At 31.6% G+C, this 25,823-nt stretch carries 22 protein-coding genes; 10 read left to right on the top strand and 12 right to left on the bottom strand.

Annotation, left to right across the window (positions count from 1 at the left end):
- Nucleotides 1-135: 135 nt before the first annotated feature.
- The 3 genes from K8Z87_RS04445 to K8Z87_RS04435 form a co-directional block, all read right to left on the bottom strand.
- Nucleotides 136-669: an outer membrane beta-barrel protein gene (locus K8Z87_RS04445; protein ID WP_227476280.1), complete on the bottom strand. Its 534-nt coding sequence runs from the start codon at nucleotides 667-669 to the stop codon at nucleotides 136-138.
- A gap of 3 nt (nucleotides 670-672) precedes the next feature.
- Nucleotides 673-1,557: a DUF6268 family outer membrane beta-barrel protein gene (locus K8Z87_RS04440; RefSeq protein ID WP_227476279.1), complete on the bottom strand. Its 885-nt coding sequence runs from the start codon at nucleotides 1,555-1,557 to the stop codon at nucleotides 673-675.
- A 156-nt stretch (nucleotides 1,558-1,713) separates the two neighbouring features.
- Nucleotides 1,714-2,067 (bottom strand): nuclear transport factor 2-like protein, encoded by a 354-nt coding sequence (locus K8Z87_RS04435; protein ID WP_227476278.1) that lies wholly within the window; start codon nucleotides 2,065-2,067, stop codon nucleotides 1,714-1,716.
- Between the two features lie 176 nt (nucleotides 2,068-2,243).
- Between K8Z87_RS04435 and K8Z87_RS04430 the strand changes: the two genes are divergently transcribed.
- Nucleotides 2,244-3,098 carry a helix-turn-helix domain-containing protein gene (locus K8Z87_RS04430; RefSeq protein WP_227476277.1) on the top strand — a complete coding sequence of 285 codons (855 nt, stop codon included), beginning with the start codon at nucleotides 2,244-2,246 and terminating at the stop codon, nucleotides 3,096-3,098.
- Here K8Z87_RS04430 and K8Z87_RS04425 read toward each other — a convergent pair.
- The 4 genes from K8Z87_RS04425 to K8Z87_RS04410 form a co-directional block, all read right to left on the bottom strand.
- Complete coding sequence (locus K8Z87_RS04425) at nucleotides 3,095-3,709, bottom strand: deoxynucleoside kinase (protein WP_227476276.1); 615 nt, start codon at nucleotides 3,707-3,709, stop codon at nucleotides 3,095-3,097. The two genes, K8Z87_RS04430 and K8Z87_RS04425, sit on opposite strands and share 4 nt — an antisense overlap.
- A gap of 3 nt (nucleotides 3,710-3,712) precedes the next feature.
- Complete coding sequence (locus K8Z87_RS04420) at nucleotides 3,713-4,495, bottom strand: hypothetical protein (RefSeq protein WP_227476275.1); 783 nt, start codon at nucleotides 4,493-4,495, stop codon at nucleotides 3,713-3,715.
- A 77-nt stretch (nucleotides 4,496-4,572) separates the two neighbouring features.
- Nucleotides 4,573-5,256 (bottom strand): response regulator transcription factor, encoded by a 684-nt coding sequence (locus tag K8Z87_RS04415; RefSeq protein WP_227476274.1) that lies wholly within the window; start codon nucleotides 5,254-5,256, stop codon nucleotides 4,573-4,575.
- Nucleotides 5,249-6,805, bottom strand: coding sequence for a sensor histidine kinase (locus K8Z87_RS04410; protein ID WP_227476273.1), 1,557 nt, complete (start codon nucleotides 6,803-6,805; stop codon nucleotides 5,249-5,251). Before K8Z87_RS04410 ends, K8Z87_RS04415 begins: the two co-directional genes overlap by 8 nt.
- A gap of 122 nt (nucleotides 6,806-6,927) precedes the next feature.
- On the opposite strand from K8Z87_RS04410, the gene K8Z87_RS04405 reads away from it, so the two are divergent.
- The 7 genes from K8Z87_RS04405 to K8Z87_RS04375 all read left to right on the top strand — a co-directional run bounded on the left by K8Z87_RS04405 (nucleotide 6,928) and on the right by K8Z87_RS04375 (nucleotide 17,681).
- A complete protein-coding gene (locus K8Z87_RS04405; protein WP_227476272.1) occupies nucleotides 6,928-7,302 on the top strand; it encodes a hypothetical protein in 375 nt (124 codons plus the stop codon).
- A gap of 6 nt (nucleotides 7,303-7,308) precedes the next feature.
- Entirely contained in the window at nucleotides 7,309-8,211 is a 903-nt protein-coding gene (locus K8Z87_RS04400) for a GLPGLI family protein (protein WP_227476271.1), read from the top strand.
- A 109-nt stretch (nucleotides 8,212-8,320) separates the two neighbouring features.
- Complete coding sequence (locus K8Z87_RS04395; RefSeq protein WP_227476270.1) at nucleotides 8,321-11,167, top strand: carboxypeptidase regulatory-like domain-containing protein; 2,847 nt, start codon at nucleotides 8,321-8,323, stop codon at nucleotides 11,165-11,167.
- 130 nt (nucleotides 11,168-11,297) lie between these two features.
- Entirely contained in the window at nucleotides 11,298-12,152 is an 855-nt protein-coding gene (locus tag K8Z87_RS04390; RefSeq protein ID WP_227476269.1) for a GLPGLI family protein, read from the top strand.
- Nucleotides 12,153-12,333: 181 nt separating this feature from the next.
- Complete coding sequence (locus tag K8Z87_RS04385) at nucleotides 12,334-13,209, top strand: GLPGLI family protein (protein ID WP_227476268.1); 876 nt, start codon at nucleotides 12,334-12,336, stop codon at nucleotides 13,207-13,209.
- A 38-nt stretch (nucleotides 13,210-13,247) separates the two neighbouring features.
- A complete protein-coding gene (locus tag K8Z87_RS04380; RefSeq protein WP_227476267.1) occupies nucleotides 13,248-15,986 on the top strand; it encodes a TonB-dependent receptor in 2,739 nt (912 codons plus the stop codon).
- Between the two features lie 141 nt (nucleotides 15,987-16,127).
- Nucleotides 16,128-17,681, top strand: coding sequence for a M20/M25/M40 family metallo-hydrolase (locus K8Z87_RS04375; protein ID WP_227476266.1), 1,554 nt, complete (start codon nucleotides 16,128-16,130; stop codon nucleotides 17,679-17,681).
- Nucleotides 17,682-17,720: 39 nt separating this feature from the next.
- On the opposite strand, the gene K8Z87_RS04370 is transcribed toward K8Z87_RS04375, so the two are convergent.
- Genes K8Z87_RS04370 through K8Z87_RS04360 form a run of 3 tightly spaced genes read right to left on the bottom strand, consistent with a single transcriptional unit; the run spans nucleotide 17,721 to nucleotide 21,197 of the window.
- Nucleotides 17,721-18,998 (bottom strand): metal-dependent hydrolase family protein, encoded by a 1,278-nt coding sequence (locus K8Z87_RS04370; protein ID WP_227476265.1) that lies wholly within the window; start codon nucleotides 18,996-18,998, stop codon nucleotides 17,721-17,723.
- A 20-nt stretch (nucleotides 18,999-19,018) separates the two neighbouring features.
- Nucleotides 19,019-20,035 carry a UDP-glucose 4-epimerase GalE gene (gene galE, locus K8Z87_RS04365; protein WP_227476264.1) on the bottom strand — a complete coding sequence of 339 codons (1,017 nt, stop codon included), beginning with the start codon at nucleotides 20,033-20,035 and terminating at the stop codon, nucleotides 19,019-19,021.
- Nucleotide 20,036: 1 nt separating this feature from the next.
- Nucleotides 20,037-21,197: a DegT/DnrJ/EryC1/StrS family aminotransferase gene (locus K8Z87_RS04360; RefSeq protein WP_227476263.1), complete on the bottom strand. Its 1,161-nt coding sequence runs from the start codon at nucleotides 21,195-21,197 to the stop codon at nucleotides 20,037-20,039.
- Between the two features lie 120 nt (nucleotides 21,198-21,317).
- On the opposite strand from K8Z87_RS04360, the gene K8Z87_RS04355 reads away from it, so the two are divergent.
- Nucleotides 21,318-22,562, top strand: a complete 1,245-nt coding sequence (locus K8Z87_RS04355; protein WP_227476262.1) for a 3-deoxy-D-manno-octulosonic acid transferase — start codon at nucleotides 21,318-21,320, stop codon at nucleotides 22,560-22,562.
- Between the two features lie 79 nt (nucleotides 22,563-22,641).
- Nucleotides 22,642-22,917, top strand: coding sequence for a hypothetical protein (locus K8Z87_RS04350; RefSeq protein ID WP_227476261.1), 276 nt, complete (start codon nucleotides 22,642-22,644; stop codon nucleotides 22,915-22,917).
- 94 nt (nucleotides 22,918-23,011) lie between these two features.
- Here K8Z87_RS04350 and K8Z87_RS04345 read toward each other — a convergent pair whose 3' ends face one another.
- Entirely contained in the window at nucleotides 23,012-24,373 is a 1,362-nt protein-coding gene (locus K8Z87_RS04345; protein ID WP_227476260.1) for a T9SS type A sorting domain-containing protein, read from the bottom strand.
- Nucleotides 24,374-24,882: 509 nt separating this feature from the next.
- A complete protein-coding gene (locus K8Z87_RS04340) occupies nucleotides 24,883-25,797 on the bottom strand; it encodes a glycoside hydrolase family 17 protein (RefSeq protein WP_227476259.1) in 915 nt (304 codons plus the stop codon).
- Between the last annotated feature and the right edge of the window lie 26 nt (nucleotides 25,798-25,823).

Below are 25,823 nucleotides of genomic sequence, written 5' to 3'. Positions count from 1 at the left end.
ATATAAACTTATAATCTCTAATATAAATAAAAATCATTAATCATCTTGTTTGGTGTAGATAGGGCATTACCAATATGATTATCATCAATTAATCAATGTATGCGGTAGGTGTTTGATAAAACAAATTTTATTTTTTTAGTGTTCTTCTTTTGATTTTTTATTGGGCTTATCTAAATAAAATACTGCGCCAGCAGTTATAAATTCACCACTTAATTGCCCAACAACTCCTTTGAATTCTGCAAATACATAAAAATTATTTACGATATAGTGTAAGCCAAATCCATAGTTTATACCAAATTCATTTTCTGTTTCGGATTCATTGTTATCTTCTATTAAACGCATTTTTTCAATAGTATAATTAATCCCAGATAAAGGATAAATTCCTAGTTTATGGCTAACTTCATAAATATAGTGAGCATTTATATTAAGATCTATTATGTTCTCTTCATAACCATCTTCAGTGTCTTGATACGGAAAGAAAGATATTTCGGGACCAAAGCAAAACGTTTCATTAATTCCATAAAAAAGTCTAGCATTTGCTCCTATCAAATTATTATCAAGTTCTAAAGCTGCGCCTGCGCCTGCAAAGTAAAATTCTTGTGCTCCTATAGTCGTGGAAAAGAATAAGAACAATATGACTTTAAGGGATGATTTTTTTAATACCTGCATAATTTATATTTTTAAACGAAGTCCTGTTTTTAAAAATAGACTAGACTCATTATTTATAGTAATAAGGTTATCTCTATTGTTTGTTCTTAACCTTATATTGTTTGAGAATGTATATGCGGCTTGCGCAAAAAACTCTAGATGGTCTATGATATGATATTCATACTGAATTCCGCCTAAAATGGTTGAGACATTAAAAATTCTTGCCGTAGCATTTTGGCCATCAATTTCAATACCATTTTGGAGATTTGCAGTAAAACCATCTAACTCAGTTGAAAATTTAAAACGATGTTTATCTGACAGGTGATATTGCAAATTAGTTTTTGGAATACCAATATTGTAAGACCATTTTTCATGAAATTTTTTGTAATAGCTAACAAATGGTAATGGAAAAAGGAAACCTCGGTTTTGAGAATAAGTTACACCTAAAATTAATCGATCTTTTTTATTGTTCTCTAATTCTCGTTCTCTTATAAAAACAACATCTGCTGATATAACTAAATCTTCAAAAGACAAACTGTTTGCGGTTAAATTGGTACTAAACCCAGGTTTAACTCTTATACCAAGTCTCCAGTCATTTTTTAAAGGTTTTGTGTAGCCTAATGAAAGGTCTAAGGATTGAAAATCACCAATTAAATCTTTATCAAAAGTAGGGTTATCTCTATTTATATTAAGATTAACAGTGCTGTAATCTAAACCTAACAAAAGGTATTCTCCTTCTCTTTTTAATTTTACAGGTATATTAAATAGAGCTCTAGTTTTAGAATATTCTATATTAGAGTTGTTTTCTGGAATAATGGTATAATCTAGTCGAGCTAAATCGCTTAATTGCGCGTTTGCAGTTGTAATAAAAAGTATTAAAAAAGATAAGATTGTAATTGGCTTATGCAAAATATATGTAATTTTAATACTTAGAATCTATTATTTAATGAATTTATCTGCGCATTTTTACAAAGTTTGTAAAGTTAGGAACTTTATTTATAATATTATTTAATTTAGAATAAAAAAGCATCTTTATAATAAAGATGCTTTTTTATAGAAATATGATTAAGCGTGGAAGTAACGTTCGTTAATTATTTTTCCATTTCTCCATTGTGTTCTATTAACTTGTTCGAAGTGATGTTTAGTACCATCATTTGTAGTGAAATCCATTACAGCTTCATAATAAGAAGTATCTCCTGAAACAGCAATATTCTTCATTTGGTAGCCGCCAAAATCTGTTACTGTTGCTAATAATTCTTTTTCAGCTTGAAGACAAACTTCTTTTCCTACTTTAGGTTCATTGTTTGCCTCTTGTAGAACTACATCATCATCTAAGTATTTTTCCATAGCTTCGATGAATTGCCCTTTCCCTAATAATTCTTTTAAATCTAATAATGCATTTTTAATTTGATTTTCCATTTTTTTGTCTTTTTAGTTGAGAACTTAATTGTTCTATAAATTATTGAAGACAAAAGTATCAGTGAAAGTTATGCTATAGAATATAGATTCTTCCTTAAATCTTGTATATTTCGCATAATCTGTTTATAAAAAGTATTAGTCATCTAAATAACATTAATTTTCTTTAATTTTTTATTATGTACTTAAACTACACAAGCAATATAGAGAAAGACATGTTTAATGTTACAGATTTTAATTGCTCAACGTCTCAGCAATTGCTTAAACAAAAAGGGTTTTACAAGATTATTTGGGCAAGGGAAGAAAATCTAAACTTAATCATTGATGGTTATGATTTTAGATTAGATAAATCTCATCTGTTGTTCTGTACTCCCTTGAATGTAGTGCAAATAGATAAAGAACAGAAAGGAGCCATAGCACTTGTATTTAATAGAGAGTTTTATTGTATAAGAGATCATGACCATGAGGTATCATGTAACGGTGTTTTATTTTTTGGATCTTCTCTTCCTCGTGTGATATTCTTGAACGAGAAAGGGGAAAGTAGTTATATGATGATGTTTCAAATACTTTTGGAAGAATTTGAAACTAAAGATACTATTCAAGGTGAGATGCTCCGAGTGATGTTAAAAAGGATATTAATAAAATCTACTCGTTTAGTAAAATTAGATATAATACAGCCTGAATTGCCAACAGTTAAAATTGATATTATAAGACGTTTTAATGTTTTGGTTGAAGAGCATTTTAAAGAAAAACATCAAGTGTCTGATTATGCAGCAATGCTAAACAAATCGCCTAAAACCCTTTCGAATCTTTTTAAAATGTATAGTGATAAAACGGCACTTGCATTTATTAACGATAGAATAATTACAGAAGCAAGACGGTTATTACTGTTCTCTGATAAAACTTCAGAACAAATAACATATATTTTAGGTTATAATGAACCTGGACATTTTTCTAAATTCTTTAAAAAACAAGTTGGAGTTAGCCCTACAGAATTTAGAAAAAGACATAGGCTTAAACAAGCTAAGAATTAAAATAATCCGTTAATCTCAGCATCAATTTTATTGATGATGCCACCTAAATCTTCAGGGTTACTAACAAAATCTAAATTATCGACATCGATTATAAGTAAGTTTCCTTTATTGTATTTACTAATCCATGCTTCGTAACGCTCGTTCAGTCTACTGAGGTAGTCTATACTGATAGAATTTTCATAATCACGACCGCGTTTATGAATCTGTGATACTAAATTAGGAATAGAACTGCGTAAATAAATTAATAAATCTGGGCCTTTAACAAAGGATTCCATAAGATCAAAGAGCGAAGAATAATTTTTAAAATCGCGATTAGTCATTAAACCCATGGCATGTAGGTTAGGAGCAAAAATAAAAGCATCTTCATAGATGGTTCTATCTTGTATAATATCTTTTCCGCTTTGTTGAATTTGATTGACTTGACGAAATCTACTATTTAAAAAATACACTTGCAGGTTGAAGCTCCAACGTTCCATTTCATTATAAAAATCATCTAAATACGGATTGTCTACAACATCTTCTAACTGAGCTTCCCATTTATAATGTTTAGCCAATAGTTTTGTAAGCGTTGTTTTTCCGGCTCCTATATTTCCTGCAATAGCAACGTGCATAATTTATTTAGATTTTAGTTGGTAACGGCTTAATTTTTCGCGATTGTAAATATACAAGGTTTCATTGGTTACCAAAAACTGATTTATTAACAAATTATCGCTTTTAATAGGATGTATTTCTGTGTCATTTTTAGAGAGTAAAAACAAATTATTATCCTTTTTTAATACTAAATGTGCTTTACTAAATGCCATTTCGGTATACCCATCATTTTTAATTTTACGAATAAGGCTTCCAAAATAACTATAGACATACAAATGAGATTCCGTGAGCAAATAGCAATAGTTATAATCACTTTTAAGGTCTAGAACTCGAGTTTGTAATGGCACAGTTTTAAGACGTGTTTTGCCGCTTAGATAATCGTATAACTCTAACTGCTGTAAATCTTGATTAAAGATCCATATGGTATTATCAAACCCTGTAGATACAAAAGAAACGTTTCTATATTCTAACAATGTATTAAAGTCTATTCTAAAAACTTCAGCTAAGCGATTATCTACAATAACGACCGTGTTAAAATCTCTATAAAAGAGATTTATTTTTAATGGATTAAAAGCGTTGGCAGATGTAATTTTACCGAGTTGAAAATTAGAATAACTAATAGTAGTATCTGTTGTCTTTTTGAAGAAACTGTTGTTTTTATCAGAGAAATATGTGGTTGAAAATGTATCGACACCAAATATTTCATCAGCTTCAAAATGAGTAGAATCTATAAATGCAGTTTCGATTTGCTCTTGAGCATATATTGAAGTTGTAAAACACAAAAGCAAAAATAGAAGTCGTTGCATAGTAACTTGAAAATTACAAAAATTGCTAGACTTATAACTTTAAGAATTGCTAAAATATTATTTAAAATACTATATTTTTAGATAGTAAGCTTATAACCAAAGCCTCTAACATTCAAAATTTTAATCCGCTCGTCTTTATTTAGTTTTTTTCTAAGTTTAGTAATAAAGACATCCATGCTTCTGGCAGAGAAAAAATCATCAGTCCCCCATAATTTATTTAAAATTAAAGAACGATCTAAAACGCTATTCTGGTTTTTAATAAGGTGAAATAATAAATGTGCTTCTCTATGTGTTAATTGTGTAGCATCTTCATTTTTATAATTCAATTTTTGTTTAGGAAAATCAAACGTATAATCTCCGATGTTAAGAACATCTGCTGTTTTTTGTAGCTGTGTTCTATTAATTAAATTATGAATACGGACGATGAGTTCTTCCATACTAAAAGGCTTTTTGAGGTAATCATTGCCTCCAATAGTAAAACCTTCAACAACATCTTGAGTTTGAGATTTTGCTGTTAAAAATATAATAGGAATGGTATCATCAACATTTCTAATTTCTTTGGCTAAAGTAAATCCATCTTTTTTGGGCATCATTACGTCTAAAACCAAAAGTTCGGGTTTTTCAGATTGATAAGCTTTTAGGGCTTTTTCACCATCATTGCAAAGCAAAACTTCGAAATCTCTAGTCTCTAGACTTTCTTTTATAATTTGCCCTAAAGCAGCTTCGTCTTCAGCAAGGAGTATTTTTATAGGATTAGCCATTAGGCATATTAATTTTAAAAGTGGTTAATGCATTATTTAAATCTAAAGCAATAGTTCCATTATGCTTGTCGATAATGGTTTTTGTATAGTACAATCCTATGCCGAAGCCTTTAACATCATGTGTATTGCCTTTTGGCACACGATAGAATTTTTCGAAGATTCGATCTTTGTTTGCTTTAGTAATACCAGTACCATTATCGGAGATTGTGATTTCAAAACCTTCATTTTTAGGAGAAAGGTCTATAGTAATTATATTTCCCCCATATTTAATAGCATTATCTAGGATGTTATTTATGGCGTTTTCAAAATGAAAAACATCAATTTTTGACACCAATGTTTCTATTTTAAAATATGTTTGGATTGTTTTCTCAGTATTGTGAATTTGATACTTATTACACAGTGTGGTCAGCAAATGAACAATATCTATCTCTTCTTTATTAAGCTCTAAACTATCACTGTCTAAGGTTGCAGTCTCTAATAGCTTTTCTACCATAATATTAAGTTTAGATAACTGATTAGAAGACATGTTAATATACTTTTTTGTCTTTTCCTTATCTTCAATACTATTAAAATTAGTAATACTTTCTAAGGCAACACTTATGGTGGCAATAGGGGTTTTAAACTCGTGTGTAATATTACTAATCAAATCATTTTTTACTTCTGCTAATTGCTTTTGATGCTTTATAATCTTCAAAAGATAAAATAAACAACTTATCACGGCTAATACTAATAAAGTAGAAATAGATATACCACCTAACATACGCTGAAGTACCGCCTTAGTCTCGTTGGTAAAATTGATTTGTAATTCTTTATCTCTAGGTAATAAAGATGATTTTGAGTAAGCTGTTAATCCATACGATAATTTCCAAGAGCCAATAGAATCAGATTTACTTTCAGTAGTATCTGTATACCTAGAATTTATAAGCCTTATATCTCCTTTAGCATGCTTGTGCGTTTTATAACTTAAGTCATAATCAGCAGTAATATTTTTTCGTAATAAATCGATTTTTAATATACTATCAACTTTTCTTATGTCTAATGTATCGTTTTGTATAGATATAAATACCTTTTGAGTTAATGAGGCTACGTCATTAATTCTAACATTAGAATAAGTAGCTTTTCCTTTTACGACTTCTGTTGGTGATATGTTTATATCTCCGTCAGCCTTATCTGTAGTATGCATTAATGAATCTATGCTGCTTCCTCTAAAAATTCTAATTCCTTCTATACTATCTGTGTTTATAGAATTAAGATTTTTGAATTTTTCGTTAGTCTTGTCTATAGTTTTAAGAATTTCACTAAACTGACTGCCCTCTTTAAATGCATCTTTTTGAGAAATACCATCAAAAGAAAAAGCAATAGTAGTTTGCTTTGCTAAATCAGCGTAATAATCGTCAACAGCTTTGTCTAAACTGACTTGAACATCATTAACGAGCTGTTGTTTATTAACGAGATAGTTTTTATAGTTCCAATAAATCTGTATACCAATAGTGGCTATAATTACTAAAGTAATTGTATACAGTATATATCTATAACGTTTATCATTCATAGGTCAAAAGTAAATGTTAAAATTTAAGAATACTAATCGCTTAACACACGTTAACGTTGGTTAACGCTATAAAACAAATGGGATTTAGATATTTGTAGAATACTAATCATAAAATAAATGCTGTGAAGAAATTAATGACTGCCTTAGCACTTATAGTAGTAACTATAAGTTTTGCACAAACGAAGAATTTAAAGGGAGATATGAAAATTTCTGATAAGAAAGTTGAAATTGAGCGCATGAGTATTCATGTCACTGTAGATTCTGAAGAAGACCTAAAATCTACATTCACAGTTAACGATATTGAAGATATTTTTGATGATGTTAAAGATGGAGAAGATATTTCTTTTAAAATTACGTGTAATAGAGAAAAAACGGAGAATGGTTTAAAATCGAATATTTCATATTCCATTAAAGGAAATTCAAATAACAAAAAAGAATTTTTAAAAGGTGTTGAAACCATTAGAGAAAAGGCAATTAAATGTTACAAATCAAAATAATAAATCATGAAAACAATCATTAAACTATTACTTACAATACTAATTTCAGGTTCTGTCTGTGCACAAGAATTTAAAGGAGTAGCAACTTACAAAACCCTAACCAAGCTAGATCTTAAATTAGATGAAGAAGATGGAGGTGGAATAAAAACATCTTCAGGCAGTTTTAAAGTCTCTTCTGAGATTCAAGAACAGCTTATGGAGCAATTAAAGAAAGGCACACAACAGACCTATAAATTAAGTTTCGATAAGCAGCAATCCGTTTATAAAAAAGAAGAAAAATTGGCAGCACCTGCTCCTAATTCAAGTGGATTTAGTATGTCTGTTAGCTTTTCAGGTGCAGGAGGAGATTTATTATACAAAAACATAAAAGAAGACAGGTATACAAGTTCTAGAGAAAGTTTTAGTAAATTATTCTTGGTACAAGATGAACTTGAAAAGCACGATTGGAAGTTAGAAAATGAAACTAAAAATATAGGAGAATACATATGCTATAAAGCCACAAAAACGTTTACAAGAACAGAGCGTGTGAGTTCATTTTCAAGTTTTAGCGTTAATGAAAAGAAAGATGATGATAAAAAAGAAAAGAAAGAACCAGAAACTAAAGAAGTTGAGGTTACTGTTACAGCTTGGTATACACCACAAATCCCGGTAAGTACAGGTCCAGGTATTTATCACGGTCTTCCAGGGTTAATACTTGAAGTTAATGATGGAAGAACTACTACAATTTGTAGCAAGATTGAAATTAATCCAGAAGACGGTTTTGAAATTAAAGAACCTAAAAAAGGCAAAAAAATATCTCAAAAAGAATACGATGAGATTGTTCGCAAGAAAACCGAAGAACAAATGGAAGAGTTTAAATCTAGAGGAAGAAATGGTGAAGCTGTTCAATTTATAAGAATTGGAGGCTAAACTTTAAATGACTATCAATCATCAATCAAATAATGAAGTGCCTGTTTTTACTTTAAAGTTCTAATTAAAAACAGGTGTTTCATAAAATTTAATCCATAAATCATATCGCATGAAATATATATTCACTGCTATGTTTTTCATAGTAGCCAGCATTTCTTTTGCTCAAGTTAAAGTAGAAGGTATTGTAAAAGACAGTATTGGAAATCCCTTAGAAATTGTAAATGTAGTTGCTATTAATAGCGAAACCAATGGGTTAGAATCTTTTGCAATTACTAATGAAGCAGGTAAATACAGACTTGATTTAAAGAAAAATACTAAATACAAAATACAAATTAGCTCAATTGGATATAAAGCTATAAGTGAAATATTAGAAACAAAAGAAAAAAATAGTGTCAAAGATTTTGTTTTAAAGGAAGATAACTTATTAGATGAGATACAATTAACCTATGATATTCCTGTAAAAGTAGATGGTGATACTATAACCTATAATGCAGATTCTTTTAAAAAACCCACAGATAGAAAATTAGGAGATTTGCTTAAAAACTTGCCAGGCTTTGAAGTTAATGATGCTGGCGAAGTAAAATTTGAAGGAAAAACAATACCTAAACTTATGGTAGATGGCAAAGATTTTTTTGAAGGAGATACAAAATTAGGTACAAAAAACATTCCTTCTAATGCTGTAGATAAGGTTCAGTTATTAAGGAATTTTTCAGAAGTAGATCAACTCAAAGGAGTACAGGATAATTCTGATAACCTAGCATTAAACCTTAAACTTAAAGAAGGGAAAAAGAATTTTTGGTTTGGAGATATTACTGCTGGAGCTGGAACCTCTAGCGATATTAATGTGACTAATAGTAGCGTTGCAATTGATGCTGGATTACCTAGTAGTTCAACATTGCCTGGTGACAATTTACATGTATTTCAGCCTAAGCTATTTTATTACAGTCCTAAGTATAGCATTAATCTTATTGGAGACCTTAATAATATTGGAGAAGTGGTTTTAAATAGAAGTGATCTTTTTAGATTTTCTAGTGGATTTAGAGCTCCAAGTGCATCTAGTGGTACTAATATTGACTTAGGAAATAATGATATTGGATTTTTAGCTACACAAAATAATAATGCTTTAGATGTAGAAACTAATTTAGGAGCTGCTAATTTTACGTATACTCCTAAGAAAAGTATAAACATTAGTGGCTTTGGTATATTTTCTAATAATCGTACAATTTTAAGACAGAATCGTTTTTCGCAATTTGTACAGTTTGAAGATAATCCAGATACACCAATAGATGAGTCTTTAAATACACCGCCAGATGAAGCTACTGTGACTCAAACCGAGCAGGCTTCAGATGTAGGCTTACTAAAATTAAAAGGAAGATATAAGCCTAATGCTAGGAATCAGTTAGAATACAATGCGCAAGGTCGTATATCAAAAACCACTCAAAATCAAGATTTCTTTTCAACAGTTACAGGAAATACAGATCAGTTTCAAGATATAACACCATATAGTTTAAAACAAAGTTTTAATTACTACTACACATTAAATGCGAAAAATATTTTTGCATTTAACTCACAATATCTACTTCAAGATGAAGACCCTTTTTATAATGCTGCATTAGAAAATGATCCTACAAATAATGATGATTTAAATGCAGATGCTTTTGATGCTACAGCAAATAATTTAGGTCTAAACAGAGATTTTAATAACTATAACTTATCTCAAGAACGTCGCGTAAAAACCAATCAATTTGATGCTAAATTAGACTATTGGAATGTGCTTACAGATAAAAGTAATATTAACTTTACTCTAGGAGTCATTTCAAGTAGACAAGACTTCGATTCAAATTTCTTTCAATTATTAGGCAATACAGAAGATACAGATCGTAATGAGTTTGTGCCAACTCCTACAATTAATGACGGATTAATTTCTAACGATATAAATTACAGATTTACAGATGTTTATTTAAGAGCTCACTATCAATTTATAACAGGTATTTTTACATTTGTACCAGGCTTTAACTTACATGCCTATAATATAAACAACAGGCAATTTGGAGAGCAATTTGATGATGATTTTTTTAGAATTCTACCCGATTTTAGTGCTAGAATTAAATTAAAGAAAACCGAGAGTATCAACTTAAGATACAATCTAAGAACTCAGTTTAATGATGTTAAACAATTTGCAAGAGGATTAGTATTAACAAATTTTAATTCACCATTTTCAGGAAATCCAGTCTTAGAAAATGCATTATCTCATGTTGCCAGTATTAATTATTCGAGCTTTAATCAATTTAACAGAACCACAGCTTTTGGAAATATTACATATACAAAAAGTATAGATCAGGTTCAAAGTAACGTTGACTTTAATAGCGTTATTAGAACACGTACGGTATTTAATTCTCCAATAGATAACGAATCTATTAGAGCAACTGGGTCATTTGAAAAACGTCTCAGAAGAATAAAAGGTACAGTAGGTGGTAGTTTTACCTATAATAGATTTAATCAATTAATTTTAGGTGTGCCAACTATAAATGAGAATTACAATCAAAATTACTTTGCGCAAATACGTACTAATTTTATAAATGCACCAAATATTCAATTTAGATATACATATAGTGCCGCAGATAATAATCAAGGAGGTAGAAATACTAAGTTCTTTACTAATACTCCATCTGTAGAATTTGATGCATATATTTTTAAAGCTTTGACATTTAGAACAGATTACAGCTATACGCGAATTAGTGATGAAGATGAGACATTAAACTCTTTTGATTTTTGGAACGCAACATTATCCTATAGAAAGAACAGCGATTCTAAACTAGAATACGAGATTAGAGCCACTAATTTATTAAATACACGTTCTAGAGATAGAAATAGTGTCAGTAACTTTTCATCTAATTTTAGTCAAACATTTATACAACCAAGATACATAACCTTTAGGCTGCGATACGATTTGTAATACATGAAAGTGCTTATTAAAGTATTCTAAACCAGTGTTTTTTTATGTTAAATATTATTTAAACGATAAGAATAATTATGATTAAACATATTTGTTTAATATTTTAGCTAAATAATTAAACAAAGTTATTATGAAACCAATCGTCTTAAAAATTAGTGTATTAGTACTTACCTTCTTTTTCTCTTCTACCAACACAATCGAAAAACCTGTTGCACAAGAGTTTCAGGGTAAAGCATATTATGTATCTAAGTCTTCATTAGAGCTTGGAAGTTGGGGAGCTAGAATGAGTGAAGCTCAAAAAAAACAAGTACAATCACGGTTAAAAAACAGACTAGAAAAAACATTTGTTTTAACATTCAATAAAGAAGAATCTATATTTAAGGAAGATGAAAAATTAGATGCTATTTCTGGAGCTACAGATTCTTGGGGGAAAAACTTTGCAGCAGGCGATCAATATAAAAATGTAAAAACCAATACTCAGGTACAAAAACAAGAATTTTATGGCAAACAATTTTTAGTTAAAGATAAATTGCAATCTATAGACTGGAAAATAGGATCTGAGACCAAACAGATTGGTAATTACACTTGTTTTAAAGCAGTAGCGCTAATTCCAACTTCTGAATTAAATTGGTATACATTCTCTTGGTCTGATGTTCAAAATACTACCACTGAGAATGAATCTGAAACTCCTGATAGTGAAACCAAAACACTAGAAATTCCATTAACTCAAGTAGAGGCTTGGTATACTATGCAGATTCCTGTTCGTCATGGGCCATCAGAATATTGGGGTTTACCAGGTCTAATTTTAGAAGTTAGTGCTGGCGATACTACAATGTTATGTTCTAAATTGATTATGAATCCTGATGAAAAATCTAAAATAGAAGCACCAACACGAGGTAAGGAAATCACTAAGAAACTTTATAAAAAAACGATTACTGAAAAAATGCAAGAATTCAGAAATAATCGTGGGCGTCGAAGAGGTTAATATATTTAACATGAGTTTAACGTTTACAGGTTAAACGATTATAGTAATATAGAGTCTAAATAGGTGTTAAAGGAATAATCCTTGTAAATAAAAGTAATGTTAATGTTGTGATAAACAGTATAAAAACAAGATAGCATCAATTACTTTTGTTTGATTAACATCAATTTTAGACGTATTAATTATGAAATCATTTTTTTCTAAACTCAGTATTCTAGTAGTTACTCTTCTTTTTTCATTAAATGTAAATGCTCAAGGCTTTCAAGGTAAAGCACACTATATTTCAAAAACAACAATCGATCTTAATCAATTTGGTGGTGGAAGACAATTAAGTGAAGCACAAAAGAAGCAAGCAGAAGCAAGAATGAAACAATTCTTAGAGAAAACGTATGTGCTATCCTTTAATCAAGAAGAATCAATATTTAAAGAAGACGAAAAATTAGGCGCACCAACAGCTGGAGGTGGTCGTGGATTTGGCGGAGGCTTTGCAAGTAGTCTTGCTTCTGGACCAGAATATAAAAACCTAAAAACAAAATCATACATACAAGATCAAGAATTCTTTGGAAAAAAGTTTTTAATAAAACAGAGTATGGAACCTTTGCAATGGAAAATGACAGGTGAATCTAAAACAATAGGTCAGTATACTGCATTTAAAGCAACTGCAACTAAGGTTTCTACAGATGTAGATTTTACAAGTATGTTTAGAAGAGGAAGAAATGGTCGTTCAGAAGATAAATCAGAAGAAGAAGAAGAAGAAGATCAACAAAAAACTGTCGAAGTCATAGCATGGTATACTCCTCAAGTGGCCGTAAGTCAAGGACCAGGAGAATATTGGGGACTTCCGGGTTTAATATTAGAAGTCAGTGCAGGAAATATTACAATGATATGTAATAAAATAGTAATAAATCCTGAAGAGAAAATAAAAATTGTAGCTCCAACTAAAGGAGATGAAGTAACTAAGGAAGAATACAATAAAATAGTTACAAAGAAAATGGAAGAATTTAGTAACAGTCGTGGACGTGGTGGAAATCGCGGCGGTGGCGGACGAAGAGGTTTCTAATTAAATTCATTAATCAAAAAACTTACCCTAACCAAAACATGAAAAAATTAATCACTATTCTGCTACTATGCGTAGCTAGCACTACTTTTGCCCAAGTTAAATTAGAAGGAACAGTTAAAGACAGTACTGGCATTGTTCTAGAATTAGCTAATGTCATTGCTATAGAGCAAGAGACAAGCACACTAGAATCCTACGGTATTACAGACGCAAAAGGAAAATACAGATTATCCTTAGGTAAAAATAAAGCTTACAAAGTTCAAGTGAGTTATGTGGGCATGAAAACCTTAGATACTATAATAACAACTAAAGAAGAAGATCTTATCAGAGATTTTACTTTAGTTCCAGACAACTCATTAGATGCTGTAGAGTTAACTTATGAATTACCAGTTACAATAAAAGGAGACACTATAATATATAATGCAGATTCTTTTAAAAATGGATCTGAACGTAAGTTAGGAGACGTTTTAGGGAAACTTCCAGGCGTTGAAATCAATGATAATGGACAAATAGAAGTTGAAGGTAATACCGTTCAGAAAATAACAGTAAATGGTAAAGATTTCTTTGACGGAGATTCTAAGTTGGCAACTGAAAATATTCCTTCTAATGCCGTAGATAAGATTGAAGTATTACGTAATTTTTCTGAAGTTAGCCAATTACGTGGTGTGCAAAATAATCAAGATAATGTAGCAATTAATATTAGATTAAAAGAAGGTAAAGAGAATTTCTGGTTTGGAGATATTACCGTTGGTGTTGGTACAGCTCCTTCACCAAATGACGAACTCTATTTGGTTCAGCCCAAATTATTCTATTACAGTCCTAAATATAGTGTCAATGTCATTGGTGATATTAATAATATAGGAGAACCAGCACTTTCTAATAGAGATGTTAGAAACTTTGGTGGTGGATTTAGAGCACCAAGCGCTAGCAGCGGAACAAATATTAATTTAGGAAATAATGGTTTAGGTGGATTAACCAATTCTAGAAATGCACAACGTGTAGAGTCTAAATTATTAGCAACTAATTTCAGTTATTCTCCAAAAACGACACTAGATATAAGTGGTTTTGTTATTTATAATACAACACGTTTAAATACAAGACAAGAAAGTTTTATACAATATACAGACCCAGATTTGGGTATACCTGATGAAGAAACTATTAATACAGGTCGTGAAGCTTCTGATCAAGGTTTAGCTAAATTAAGTGCATCATATAAACCAAATGCTAATAACCAATTAGATTATGATGTATTAGCAAGATTATCTAAAGATGAAGAACGTCAATCAGAGTTGTCTTCGGTAATTGGTGAAACGTCTCAATTAGATGAAGCAACACCATACAGTATCAATCAGAATTTAAATTATTATTATACATTAAATGAAAACAACATTTTTGCTTTAGAAGCACAGCACCTTATAAGAAATGAAGATCCGTTCTATAATGCATTATTACAAAATAGTCTTGACCCTAATGTTACAGATGCCTATGATGAGACAGCAGAAACAATAGGTTTTGATCAGACTTTAGATGTTTATGATATCGGTCAGAATCAATTGGTAAAAACAAATCAATTAGATGCCAAGTTAGATTATTATAACATTTTAGGTCCAAAAAGTAATATTAGTTTCACCCTAGGAACTATTTTAAGTCGTCAAGAGTTTAACTCTAATATCTTTCAATTTTTAGATAATGGAAGTCAATTAGACCCTACGAGCGATGTGTCCGATGGAGAAGGAGGAACTTTAGGACTTGTAAACGATACGGAATATAATTTTAGAGATATATATTTAGCGACGAGATATAATGTTCGAGTTGGCAAATTTACACTTAGGCCAGGATTGTCATTCCATTCTTATGGAAATCAAAATATTCAATTTGGTGATAAATTTGAAGATAATTTCTTTAGAGTATTGCCCGAGCTAGAAGCACGTATTCAATTTAAAACTTCTGAGAGTTTACAATTTAATTATAGATTAAGTAATCAGTTTACTGATGTAACCAGTTTAGCAGAAGGTCTTGTATTAAATAGCTTTGATAATTTATCCTTTGGTAATGCCGAATTACAGAATGGTTTAAGGCATAACTTTTCTTTGTTTTACAGAAGTTTTAATTTGTTTAATAATACAAATGTTTTTGCAAGAGCTAGCTATACTCGAAATACTGATCAAATAAGAAGTATTACATCGTTTGATAATGTTATTAGAACAGGGACATTCTTCAATTCTCAGTTTGCTGATGAAACAGTAACGGTTACTGGAAGTTGGCAAAAAACTTTTGGTAAAATAATAACATCGATGAGAGCAAATTTTAACTATAGTATATTAAATCAATTTGTTGGTGGTCGCCAATCAGTTAATGAGAGTTTTGTACAAGGTTATAGGCCTGAAATTCGCACCAATTTTAGAGAGGCTCCAAATGTAAGATTACGATATAATTATACAGTAAATAATACAGACCAAGGAACAAGAGATTCTCGTATTGTTACTAATGCACCATCTATACGTTTTGATGCATACATATGGGATTCTGTCACTTTCGTTACAGATTATGCATATAATAACCAAGATGTAGATGGTCGTTCAGAGTCATTTCAAACATGGAGTGCACGTGTAGGATACAGAAAAGACAGAGACGCCAAATGGGAGTTTGAAGTTAGAGCTAATAACATATTAAATATAGATGCCAATATTAATAATAACGTAACCAATTTAGCTATACTTAGTTCTAGAACATTTTTACAACCACGGTTTATAACCTTTAGAGCTGTATATACACTTTAGACATAATATTTTAGATTGTATTAAAACCCATTGAAGCTACTTCAGTGGGTTTTAACATTTAAAAGCATTTTTGTTGTGTTTAAAAATTGTAATTTGTATACCTAAACTAACTCGTATATATAAACCAATAAATACAACCAAATGAAACGCATATTATCGTTATCAGTTTTAACTGTTTTGTTATGCTTTAATATAGTAACTAGCCAAAACAAAAATTCAGTAATCGAAAATATTATTGCTGAAGCTAATGAAAACTCACAATTAGAAAAACTTGGCCACGAACTTTTAGATGTTATAGGACCTCGCCTTGTTGGAACTCCACAAATGAAACAAGCCAATGATTGGGCAGTTTCTAAATACAAATCTTGGGGTATTGACGCCCGAAATGAAAAGTGGGGAGAATGGCGCGGATGGGAACGTGGTATTACACATATAGACATGGTATATCCACGTATACAAACATTAAAAGGCACTCAATTAGCATGGAACCCAAGTACAACGAGTGAAGGCGTAACCGCGGAAGTAATTACTTTACCCGCAAATATTAAAGATTCAATAGCATTCCAGAATTGGTTACCTAATGTAAAAGGGAAATTAGTTATGATTTCTATGAAAGAACCGACAGGAAGACCAGATTATAATTGGGAAGAATTTGCAACAGAAGTATCGTTTCAAAAAATGAAAGATGAACGTGATGAACAAACTAAGGCATGGCGAGAAAATATTGGACGATCAGGGTATAACGGGAGAACAATAATAGAAGCGTTAGAAAATGCAGGTGCAGCTGGTATTGTATCTAGTCGTTGGTCTAGAGGTTTTGGAGTAAATAAGATTTTTAGTGCTAGAACAAAAAAGATTCCTACAGTAGATTTAGAATTAGAAGACTATACATTATTGTACAGATTGGCAGAATATGGAGATAAACCTAGAATTAAAATTGTAGCAGAATCTAAAGAATTAGGGCGTGTGCCAAATTTTAATACTATTGCTGAAATTAAAGGTTCTGAAAAACCAAATGAATATGTCATCTTATCTGCACATTTCGATTCTTGGGATGGAGGCACAGGAGCTACAGATAATGGTACAGGAACTCTAGTAATGATGGAAGCAATGCGTGTTTTAAAGAAAATGTATCCAAATCCTAAGCGCACTATTTTAGTAGGACATTGGGGAAGTGAAGAGCAAGGCTTAAATGGGTCTAGAGCTTTTGTTGAAGATCATCCAGAAATCGTTAAAGAAATACAAGCTGTATTTAATCAAGATAATGGTACAGGACGCGTAGTTAACATTTCTGGGCAAGGTTTTTTACACGCTTATGATTTTATAGGAAGATGGTTACAATCCGTTCCTCAAGAGATAAGAGGAGAAATAGAAACTAATTTCCCAGGATTTCCAGGTGGTGGAGGATCTGATTATGCTTCATTTTTAGCTGCAGGAGCACCAGCGTTTAGTTTAAGTTCTTTAAGCTGGTCATATTGGAATTATACATGGCACACCAATAGAGATACTTATGATAAAATTGTATTTGATGATGTAAGAAATAATGTAATACTTACTGCGATATTAACATATATGGCAAGTGAGGATGAAAAAACACCACGGGATCAAGTAAAAATGCCTATTAACCCAAGAACTGGAGAAAAAAGAACATGGCCTTCGCCTAGATCACCACAGCGTGATGGCGGTAAAAATTAATTAGGAATAAGAATAATGAATCACCCTAAATAATAAAGTTTATTTCTTATAAATCACCCCGTTTTTCATTACAAAAACAATATTCTCCATTGTAGAAATCTTTTTTGTAGGATCATCGTTTGTAGCAACAATATCAGCAAAGAATCCTGCTGCGATTTCTCCTAATTCATTCTCGCTATTTAATAATTTAGCATTAGTAATAGTTGCAGACTGAATGGTTTCTATAGCGGGCATTCCTGCTTCTTCCATATAACGAAATTCTTTTCCGTTTTCTCCATGAGGAAATACACCTGCATCTGTTCCAAAAGCAATTGGCACTCCTCGTTTATAGGCTTTAGTAAAAGTACCTTGTAATTGTGGACCTACTTCTAAGGCTTTAGGAACTATAATTGCTGGATAAAACCCATCAATCTTTGCTTTTTCCGCAACATACTTTCCTGCACTAATGGTTGGCACCAAATACGATTGTTTTTGCTTCATTAAATCCATAGTAACTTCACTCATAAATGTGCCATGTTCAATCGTTTTAATCCCAGCTTTAACTGCGCGCTGCATACCTTCATCTCCATGCGCATGTGCTGCCGTTAGCATTCCGTAATCTTTAGCCGTTTCTACTACTGCTTCTAACTCATCAACCGTAAACTGAGAATTACTCCCATTTTTTGCTACACTTAGCACACCACCTGTTGCTGTAATTTTAATAACATCTGCTCCGTTTTTATAGCGTTGACGCACTGCTTTACGAGCGTCTGCTGCCGAATTTACAACACCTTCATCTGGCCCTGGATCTTCTAACAATCCTGTTTTAGCACCATTGGTAGCATCTCCATGACCTCCTGTAGATGCTATTATTTTACCAGCCGTAAAAATACGTGGCCCATCAACTTTACCTGCGTCAATGGCTTTTCGTAATGCAATATTAACTCCAGAACCTCCTAAATCTCTCACTGTTGTAAAACCTGCCATTAAGGTGCGTTTAGCATATACTGTAGATTGAAATGCAACATCAGCTTCATTATCTGTATACTTTGCTACAAAACTTCTAGGATTAGTTTCGCTCTCAATATGCACATGCAAATCGATTAACCCTGGCATTACTGTTTTATCTTTTAAATCTACGATTGAATCTTCTGATTTTTTAGGATTCACGTATCCATTTTCAACAGATACAATCTTATTTCCCGAAACAATGATGGTTTTCTCAGTGAGTACTTCACCAGATTTGGTGTCGATCAATTTACCACAATGTAAATAGATGTCTTGCGCCGTTACACTAAATGATATGGTTACCAGGAGTAGTAAAAGTAGCTTCTTCATATGTATTGAATTTATTTATATTATTTTCTAATGTTTTGTTCCCATTTCCAGGCAGAAGACATGGCATCTTCTAAAGTTAATTCTGTCTTCCATCCTAAAATAGTATTTGCTTTGGTTGTATCTGCATACGCCGAAATTACATCTCCTGCTCGTCGATCTGCAATTTTATAATTTAATTTTTGGTTAGATACCTTTTCAAAAGATTGAATGACTTCTAACACAGAACTTCCTTTGCCTGTCCCTAGATTAAAAGTTTCGTAGTTGGTTAAATTCTTTTTAGTCAATAATCGTTGTAAAGCTACTACGTGTGCTTTAGCTAAATCTACAACATGAATGTAATCTCTTATACATGTACCATCTGGTGTTGGATAATCGTTACCAAAAACTTGTAATTCTCCTCTAAGGCCAATAGCACTTTGCGTAATAAAAGGCACTAAATTTTGAGGTACACCAAGCGGTAATTCTCCAATACAAGCAGATGAGTGTGCTCCAATAGGATTAAAATATCGTAATGCGATTGCATTTAAATCAGCATCTACCTTACATGCATCTTTAATGATCTCTTCCCCAATTTGTTTTGTATTGCCATATGGAGATGCTGCTAATTTTATAGGAGCGTTTTCGTCAATTGGCAACTCATCCGCTTGTCCGTATACTGTGCATGATGAACTAAAAATAAAGTTCTGTTCTTCTAGTTTACTTAATTCTTGAAGCACATAAACTAGTGTATTAATATTATTTTCGTAATAATGTAATGGTTGTTCTACACTTTCTCCTACAGCTTTGCTTGCTGCAAAATGAATAACACCAGTGATATCTCGATGCTTTTTAAAAAACGTATGAACTTTAGATTTATCTCTTAAATCTAACTCTTCAAACAATGGCTTTACCCCTGTTATTTTAGTAACACCTTCTAATACCTCAATTGAAGAATTTTGTAAATTATCTATAATAACAACGTCATAACCTTCATTCTGTAATTCTACAACAGTATGAGAACCGATATAACCAAGCCCACCTGTAACTAGAATTTTCATGCTACGAATTAGCGTTTATAAAATTTAAAACTGTTGAAGTAATAAAATCAATCTGCTCATCATCAAGTTCTGTATGCATTGGTAATGAAATTACAGATGTTACTAATTGATTGGTCACTACAAAATCAGCTTCGTTATAGCGGCTATCTACATATGCTTTTTGTTTATGTAAAGGAATAGGGTAATACACACCGCAAGGAATATTGTTTTCATTTAAATGCGCCACTAGTGCATCTCTATCTACTCCATTTAAGTTAAGTGTATATTGATGAAATACATGACAGTTGCAGTTATCACAAATACCGTCGCAACTCGATAAACCGGTTGGAGTTGTTATTCTAGGATGGTTTTTAAAAGCTTCATTATATTTTCTAGCAGCATGCCTTCGTGCCGTATTGTATGCATCTAAATGCGGTAATTTAGCATCTAAAACAGCTGCTTGAATTGAATCTAAACGAGAATTGACTCCAACAACATCATGATGATAACGTTTATACATTCCGTGGTTTACAATACCTCTAATCGTATGTGCAAGATCATCATCATTTGTAAAAATAGCGCCTCCATCTCCATAACATCCTAAATTCTTAGACGGAAAAAATGAAGTAGAAGCGACATCTCCTATCGCTCCTGTTTTTGTTTTAGAGCCATCTTTATGCGTATAATCTCCTCCAATACCTTGTGCATTATCTTCTATTACATATAGATTATGTTCTTTAGCCAAATCCATAATCGCATCCATATCTGCTGCTAATCCAAATAAATGTACTGGGACAATCGCTTTTGTTTTTGGTGTAATCGCTTTTTTAATAGCATCTACATCTATATTAAAAGTTACAGGGTCAACATCTACTAATACTGGTGTCAATTGTAACAATGCAATAACCTCAACAGTAGCCGCAAACGTAAAATCTGCCGTTATTACTTCGTCTCCAGGTTTTAAACCTAAACCCATCATTGCTATCTGTAAAGCATCCGTTCCGTTAGCACAAGGAATAACATGTTTTACATTAAGGTAATTTTCTAAATTTTTCTGAAACTGATGTACTTTAGGTCCGTTTATAAAAGTTGCACTGTTCATTACCTCTTCTATAGATGGATCTACTATATCTTTAATTTTGGCATATTGACCTTGAAGATCTACCATTTGAATTTTTCTCATTCTGAAGGAATCGTTTGTTGAATAATACGCTTGAAGCTCTGGCGAAAATACAAAAAGTCAAGATGAGTTCAATGCATTTCATTGAAAGAACTGTATTTTAGCATAAAATAATTTGAGTTTTTGAAAACATTATATTCTTCAGGTATTCACATTGCTAATCTCTTTATTAAAGGTGCTTCTATTTTTAATAAAAAGCTAAAACTTGGAGTTGTTGGCCGATCTGAAACTTTTACAAGACTTAAAACTCATATTTCAGAAAAAGATAGAACATTCTGGTTTCATTGTGCTTCTTTAGGCGAGTACGAGCAAGGACTTCCTGTCTTTCAACAATTAAAAGAAAAGTATCCAACACATAAAATTGTATTATCCTTTTTTTCTCCTTCGGGTTATGAAATACGAAAAGATTCTCCTATTGCAGATATTGCTGTTTATTTACCTTTAGATACAAAAAACAATGCTAAGCAGTTTTTAGATCTAGTGCATCCTGATCTTATCGTTTTTGTGAAGTATGATATTTGGCCCAATTTTTTAGAAGAGATTCAACAACGACAATTACGAGCTTTATTAATTTCTGCCACATTTAGAGCCGAACAATCTTTTTTTAAGTCTTATGGTGGTTTTATGCGAAATGCCTTATTTGCTTTTGAACATATTTTTACTCAAGACGAAAGCTCCAAAATCTTAATTGAAGGTATTGGTTATTCTTCTGTTTCCGTATCTGGAGATACACGGTATGATCGCGTTAGTCATCAATTAAACATTGATAATACGCTTACACATATAGAAACATTTAAAGACAACCAAACGACTATCATTTTTGGAAGCTCTTGGCCTGAAGATGATGCTATTTTTATTCCATTAATCAATAGCTGTAAAAATAAAGACATAAAATTTATTATTGCTCCACACAACATAAAACCATCATATACCAAATCTTTAGTATCACAAATTGAATCTGACACTGTAAGCTATACAAATATGTCTAGCAATACTTTGCAAGATTATAAGGTTTTTATTTTAGATACCATAGGTCAGTTAAGTAAAGCTTATCATTATGCCGATATTGCCTATGTAGGAGGTGCTATTGGAAAAACAGGGTTGCACAATATTTTAGAACCGGCTGTATTTAGCTTACCTATCGTTATTGGTAATAATCATAAAAAATTTCCAGAAGCCATGAAAATGCAAAAAAATGGTGGTTTATTTTCAATTTCTAATCAAAAGGAATTTAATGATATTATCCATACATTAATAGAAGACCAACCATTTAGAGTAAAATCTGGGCAATTAAATTCGGATTATATTACACTACATAAAGGAGCAACTACTTCTATCATAGAATACCTATCTAGAGCTCCTCTATAATTATTCTGAATACTTAAAAGACGATCTATAAACTTTTTTGTATCTTTAAGAACAACTAACCTCTTAAATATAACACATTATGAAAGAATGGGTTATTACTGTATTAATCAGCATAGGGCTTTTACTTGTAATATTCGGTGTTATTGCTGTAAGTCGATACCTAGAAAAGTCTAAGCTAAAAAGCGAAAGAAAGGTTATACTTCAAAAAGAAGAAGAACAACGTTTACGTAGACAGAAGGTATTAAACGACATTGAAGCCAAATCTAAAGCTATTGCTGAACGTCGCGAACAAATTAAGCAACAGTTTAAATGGCTTGAAGGTATGAATGAAAAAATAAAAGAAAAGTGGGATTAAATTTTAAACTAATCTATAAATCTTTTATAAACATTATTAAACAAAAAAACCGCATTTTAGAATGCGGTTTTTTATTTAATAAAATTAAAATATCTTAATTTTTAACTAATCGTAGTGTTTGTGTACCTTCTTGAGAAGTTACTCTAGCTAGATAAATACCTGTTATTAATGCTGAAGCATCTATTGATACTTCTGTTGCATTAGGGGTTAATGATAATACATTTTTCCCTAAAATGTCAAAAACCTCAATACTTTCAATTGTTCTATTAATACTATTAATTTCCCAACTGCCTTTTGTTGGGTTAGGGAAAGCTTGAATTTGTGCTATCTCAAATTCATTAGTACTTAATGTCGTATTATTATGTAAGTATATATTATCTAAAAAGATAGTTCTACTACCCGTATCTGCCCCTGCTAGAGTTAGTACAAATTGTCTTAATGCATCTCTTTGTTGGTTATTACTATTATTTCCAAAATCAAAAGTCGAAAGAGGAACATCTATAGATACCCAATCTCCAAATGTAGAAACGGGGTTAGTCAGTCCAAACGAAGAGGTTTCACCAACATCACCTACATGGTTAGACCATGCTGGATTAGCTATTAACCCTGTTGTAAGGTTTGTATCAATCCAATAATCCATATGAAAATGAGTCATGCTAGTATTATCAACAATAGTACCCCAATCAACTAATAGAAATTGAGGATCTGGTTGAATTAAAGTCACTTGAGTAACATCATCACTATCAACTTGAATATTAGTAATATCTTGTGTACCAACGTTAAATGCGCCGAAGACTACATTTGGTTGATTTGTATAAGCATTACTAAATATTGAAAAAACACTAGCCGCATCTCTTGCTGGTGGTGTAGGAGCTGGCACTCCTGGTAAAGTTATGCATGGTTCACATACAGATCCTCCACAATCTACACCGGTTTCATCTCCATCTTGAACTCCATTATTACATGTAGTCATTACCTCTGTAACAGATACATTGTCTATAAATATAAAGCCAGTTTCCTCAGCCATATCAAATATAACTCTATCACCAACACCATCACCATAGTTTATCGTAAACTGAAAAGTAAATGTCTGTAAAGTAGAAGTTATTGTTAGAGTTTCTACTAAAGCTGCAAATGGTGCTGCATTTTGACCTAATCCAGCTACTATAGTTCTGCTACCTGTTGCACTATCAGTAAATGCATCAAAAGACATTTCATATGTTACACCATTTGTTAAATCTACATTTTGGCTTAAGTTAACCAGAAAAGGTTGTCCTGGATTAGCTGACATAACATTAGCTTGATTAAGGAAGTTCCCTCCTTGATCTACAACATTAGCTGCATTACCAAACCATGGATCAGCCATACCTGTTTCAAAATCACCATTAGTAACTAGTTCTTGAGAGAAAACTAATGACCCGATGAGTAAAAAAGTTAAAAGAGTAATTTTTTTCATAAAATTTTATTTAAGTAGTTAATTTAAATTTGTATATCTTATAAAAATACATCTACATCATTAACAATCTCGCATTATTAGCCACTACAAAAAACATACAACATAAAAAAAGTGTTATTTTATTACGATTTTGACAAAATGTACTTTAAATGGAATTTGAACGATTTTTAATAACAGTTCATCGATACTATCAACATCTCTTTACTGTGATAAATTATTGATGTTGTAGTAATGTTGTGTTAAGGTTGTGATTACGTAATAGTATATTTGGGTATGGTATAGCTTATAAGAGTAGAAAATGTCATATAAACGCTTTTCTACAAATAAAAATAAAGCCTAACATTTAAATGTTAGGCTCTTTAGTTTAGGCTCTTCTCATCTAATATTAAGTAAAATATGATTCTATATTAATGAAAAACAAGCAAAATAGATAGTGAAAAAGTTTAATTACAGAAAGGGTTACAATCATCCATTGTATAGGTACTAAATAACAATTTAAGAATGCTTAACTAAAACTTAAGATGCTCATACTTGTCCCAAAGTCCCCAATAGGCTCCGACATCTCCTTCATCACCTGTTTTCCAAGATTCATCAAAAGATGAGAAATAAAATATAGGAATGTCGTTTTCTTTAGTCCAACGTACCGCATCAATAAAGTATTTCATTGCTGCCACATCACTAGCTACAGACCCTTCAAAACTTCCGCCTTCACTAGGCCAACCTGTTTCTGTAACTATAATTGGTTTTCCTTGAGCCGCATCAACAACTTGACCGTACATGGCTTGCATATGACCTAGAGCATATTCAATAGGACAACCTTCCCAAAAAGGATATAAATTAGCCAATATAACATCAGTATTTTCAACCAATTCTGGATGAAGAGAAAACTCGTAATAAGCATCTACATAACCCACTGGTATATTTAAACCAGACAACGCTTCCTTCACTCGTTTTATGTAACCTAACAATTCTTCTAACGATAAATCATTTCTATATAACACCTCATTACCAACTGCTGCTACATCTACATGCCCTGCTTTTGCAAGCGCAATTAATCCTTCAATTTCTTTTTCATTATCTTCCTTATCGTCACTCAACCATGCACCAACTAAAGTTTTTAATCCATGTTTTTTAGCTGCTACAGGAACATGTTCATTTCCTTCTATACACGAAAAAGAACGAATGGCTTCTACATGAGGTTTTAAGATTTTTACACGACGTTCTACTTGTTCAAAACTAATATCATCTCCTGGGTTTTGGCCATCTTCATACATACTAAAGCATATACCATGAAAACCATCTGCCATCGTTTTAGCCCATAAGTTTCTTAATTCTTCAAGCGATAGTCTTGATAAATCTATCCCTTGTGTTGCTATTTGACTATAGCCTTTATATTTATAATACGACTCTTCTCTGTAAGACATTTTTATTCTTATATTTTGATGATTGA

The organism is Winogradskyella immobilis, assembly GCF_021887715.1.
GTDB classification, from domain to species: Bacteria; Bacteroidota; Bacteroidia; order Flavobacteriales; family Flavobacteriaceae; genus Winogradskyella; species Winogradskyella immobilis.
Note: the sequence above shows the minus strand (reverse complement) of the source record. Positions and strands in the feature narration are given on the sequence as shown.

What these genes read in the sequence shown, in the direction of transcription:
- K8Z87_RS04445 (WP_227476280.1), bottom strand. Translation starts at nt 669, where the DNA reads ATGCAGGTATTAAAAAAATCATCCCTTAAAGTCATATTGTTCTTATTC.
- K8Z87_RS04435 (WP_227476278.1), bottom strand. Translation starts at nt 2,067, where the DNA reads ATGGAAAATCAAATTAAAAATGCATTATTAGATTTAAAAGAATTATTA.
- K8Z87_RS04430 (WP_227476277.1), top strand. Translation starts at nt 2,244, where the DNA reads ATGTACTTAAACTACACAAGCAATATAGAGAAAGACATGTTTAATGTT.
- K8Z87_RS04425 (WP_227476276.1), bottom strand. Translation starts at nt 3,709, where the DNA reads ATGCACGTTGCTATTGCAGGAAATATAGGAGCCGGAAAAACAACGCTT.
- K8Z87_RS04420 (WP_227476275.1), bottom strand. Translation starts at nt 4,495, where the DNA reads ATGCAACGACTTCTATTTTTGCTTTTGTGTTTTACAACTTCAATATAT.
- K8Z87_RS04415 (WP_227476274.1), bottom strand. Translation starts at nt 5,256, where the DNA reads ATGGCTAATCCTATAAAAATACTCCTTGCTGAAGACGAAGCTGCTTTA.
- K8Z87_RS04410 (WP_227476273.1), bottom strand. Translation starts at nt 6,805, where the DNA reads ATGAATGATAAACGTTATAGATATATACTGTATACAATTACTTTAGTA.
- K8Z87_RS04400 (WP_227476271.1), top strand. Translation starts at nt 7,309, where the DNA reads ATGAAAACAATCATTAAACTATTACTTACAATACTAATTTCAGGTTCT.
- K8Z87_RS04395 (WP_227476270.1), top strand. Translation starts at nt 8,321, where the DNA reads ATGAAATATATATTCACTGCTATGTTTTTCATAGTAGCCAGCATTTCT.
- K8Z87_RS04390 (WP_227476269.1), top strand. Translation starts at nt 11,298, where the DNA reads ATGAAACCAATCGTCTTAAAAATTAGTGTATTAGTACTTACCTTCTTT.
- K8Z87_RS04385 (WP_227476268.1), top strand. Translation starts at nt 12,334, where the DNA reads ATGAAATCATTTTTTTCTAAACTCAGTATTCTAGTAGTTACTCTTCTT.
- K8Z87_RS04380 (WP_227476267.1), top strand. Translation starts at nt 13,248, where the DNA reads ATGAAAAAATTAATCACTATTCTGCTACTATGCGTAGCTAGCACTACT.
- K8Z87_RS04375 (WP_227476266.1), top strand. Translation starts at nt 16,128, where the DNA reads ATGAAACGCATATTATCGTTATCAGTTTTAACTGTTTTGTTATGCTTT.
- K8Z87_RS04370 (WP_227476265.1), bottom strand. Translation starts at nt 18,998, where the DNA reads ATGAAGAAGCTACTTTTACTACTCCTGGTAACCATATCATTTAGTGTA.
- galE (WP_227476264.1), bottom strand. Translation starts at nt 20,035, where the DNA reads ATGAAAATTCTAGTTACAGGTGGGCTTGGTTATATCGGTTCTCATACT.
- K8Z87_RS04360 (WP_227476263.1), bottom strand. Translation starts at nt 21,197, where the DNA reads ATGAGAAAAATTCAAATGGTAGATCTTCAAGGTCAATATGCCAAAATT.
- K8Z87_RS04350 (WP_227476261.1), top strand. Translation starts at nt 22,642, where the DNA reads ATGAAAGAATGGGTTATTACTGTATTAATCAGCATAGGGCTTTTACTT.
- K8Z87_RS04345 (WP_227476260.1), bottom strand. Translation starts at nt 24,373, where the DNA reads ATGAAAAAAATTACTCTTTTAACTTTTTTACTCATCGGGTCATTAGTT.
- K8Z87_RS04340 (WP_227476259.1), bottom strand. Translation starts at nt 25,797, where the DNA reads ATGTCTTACAGAGAAGAGTCGTATTATAAATATAAAGGCTATAGTCAA.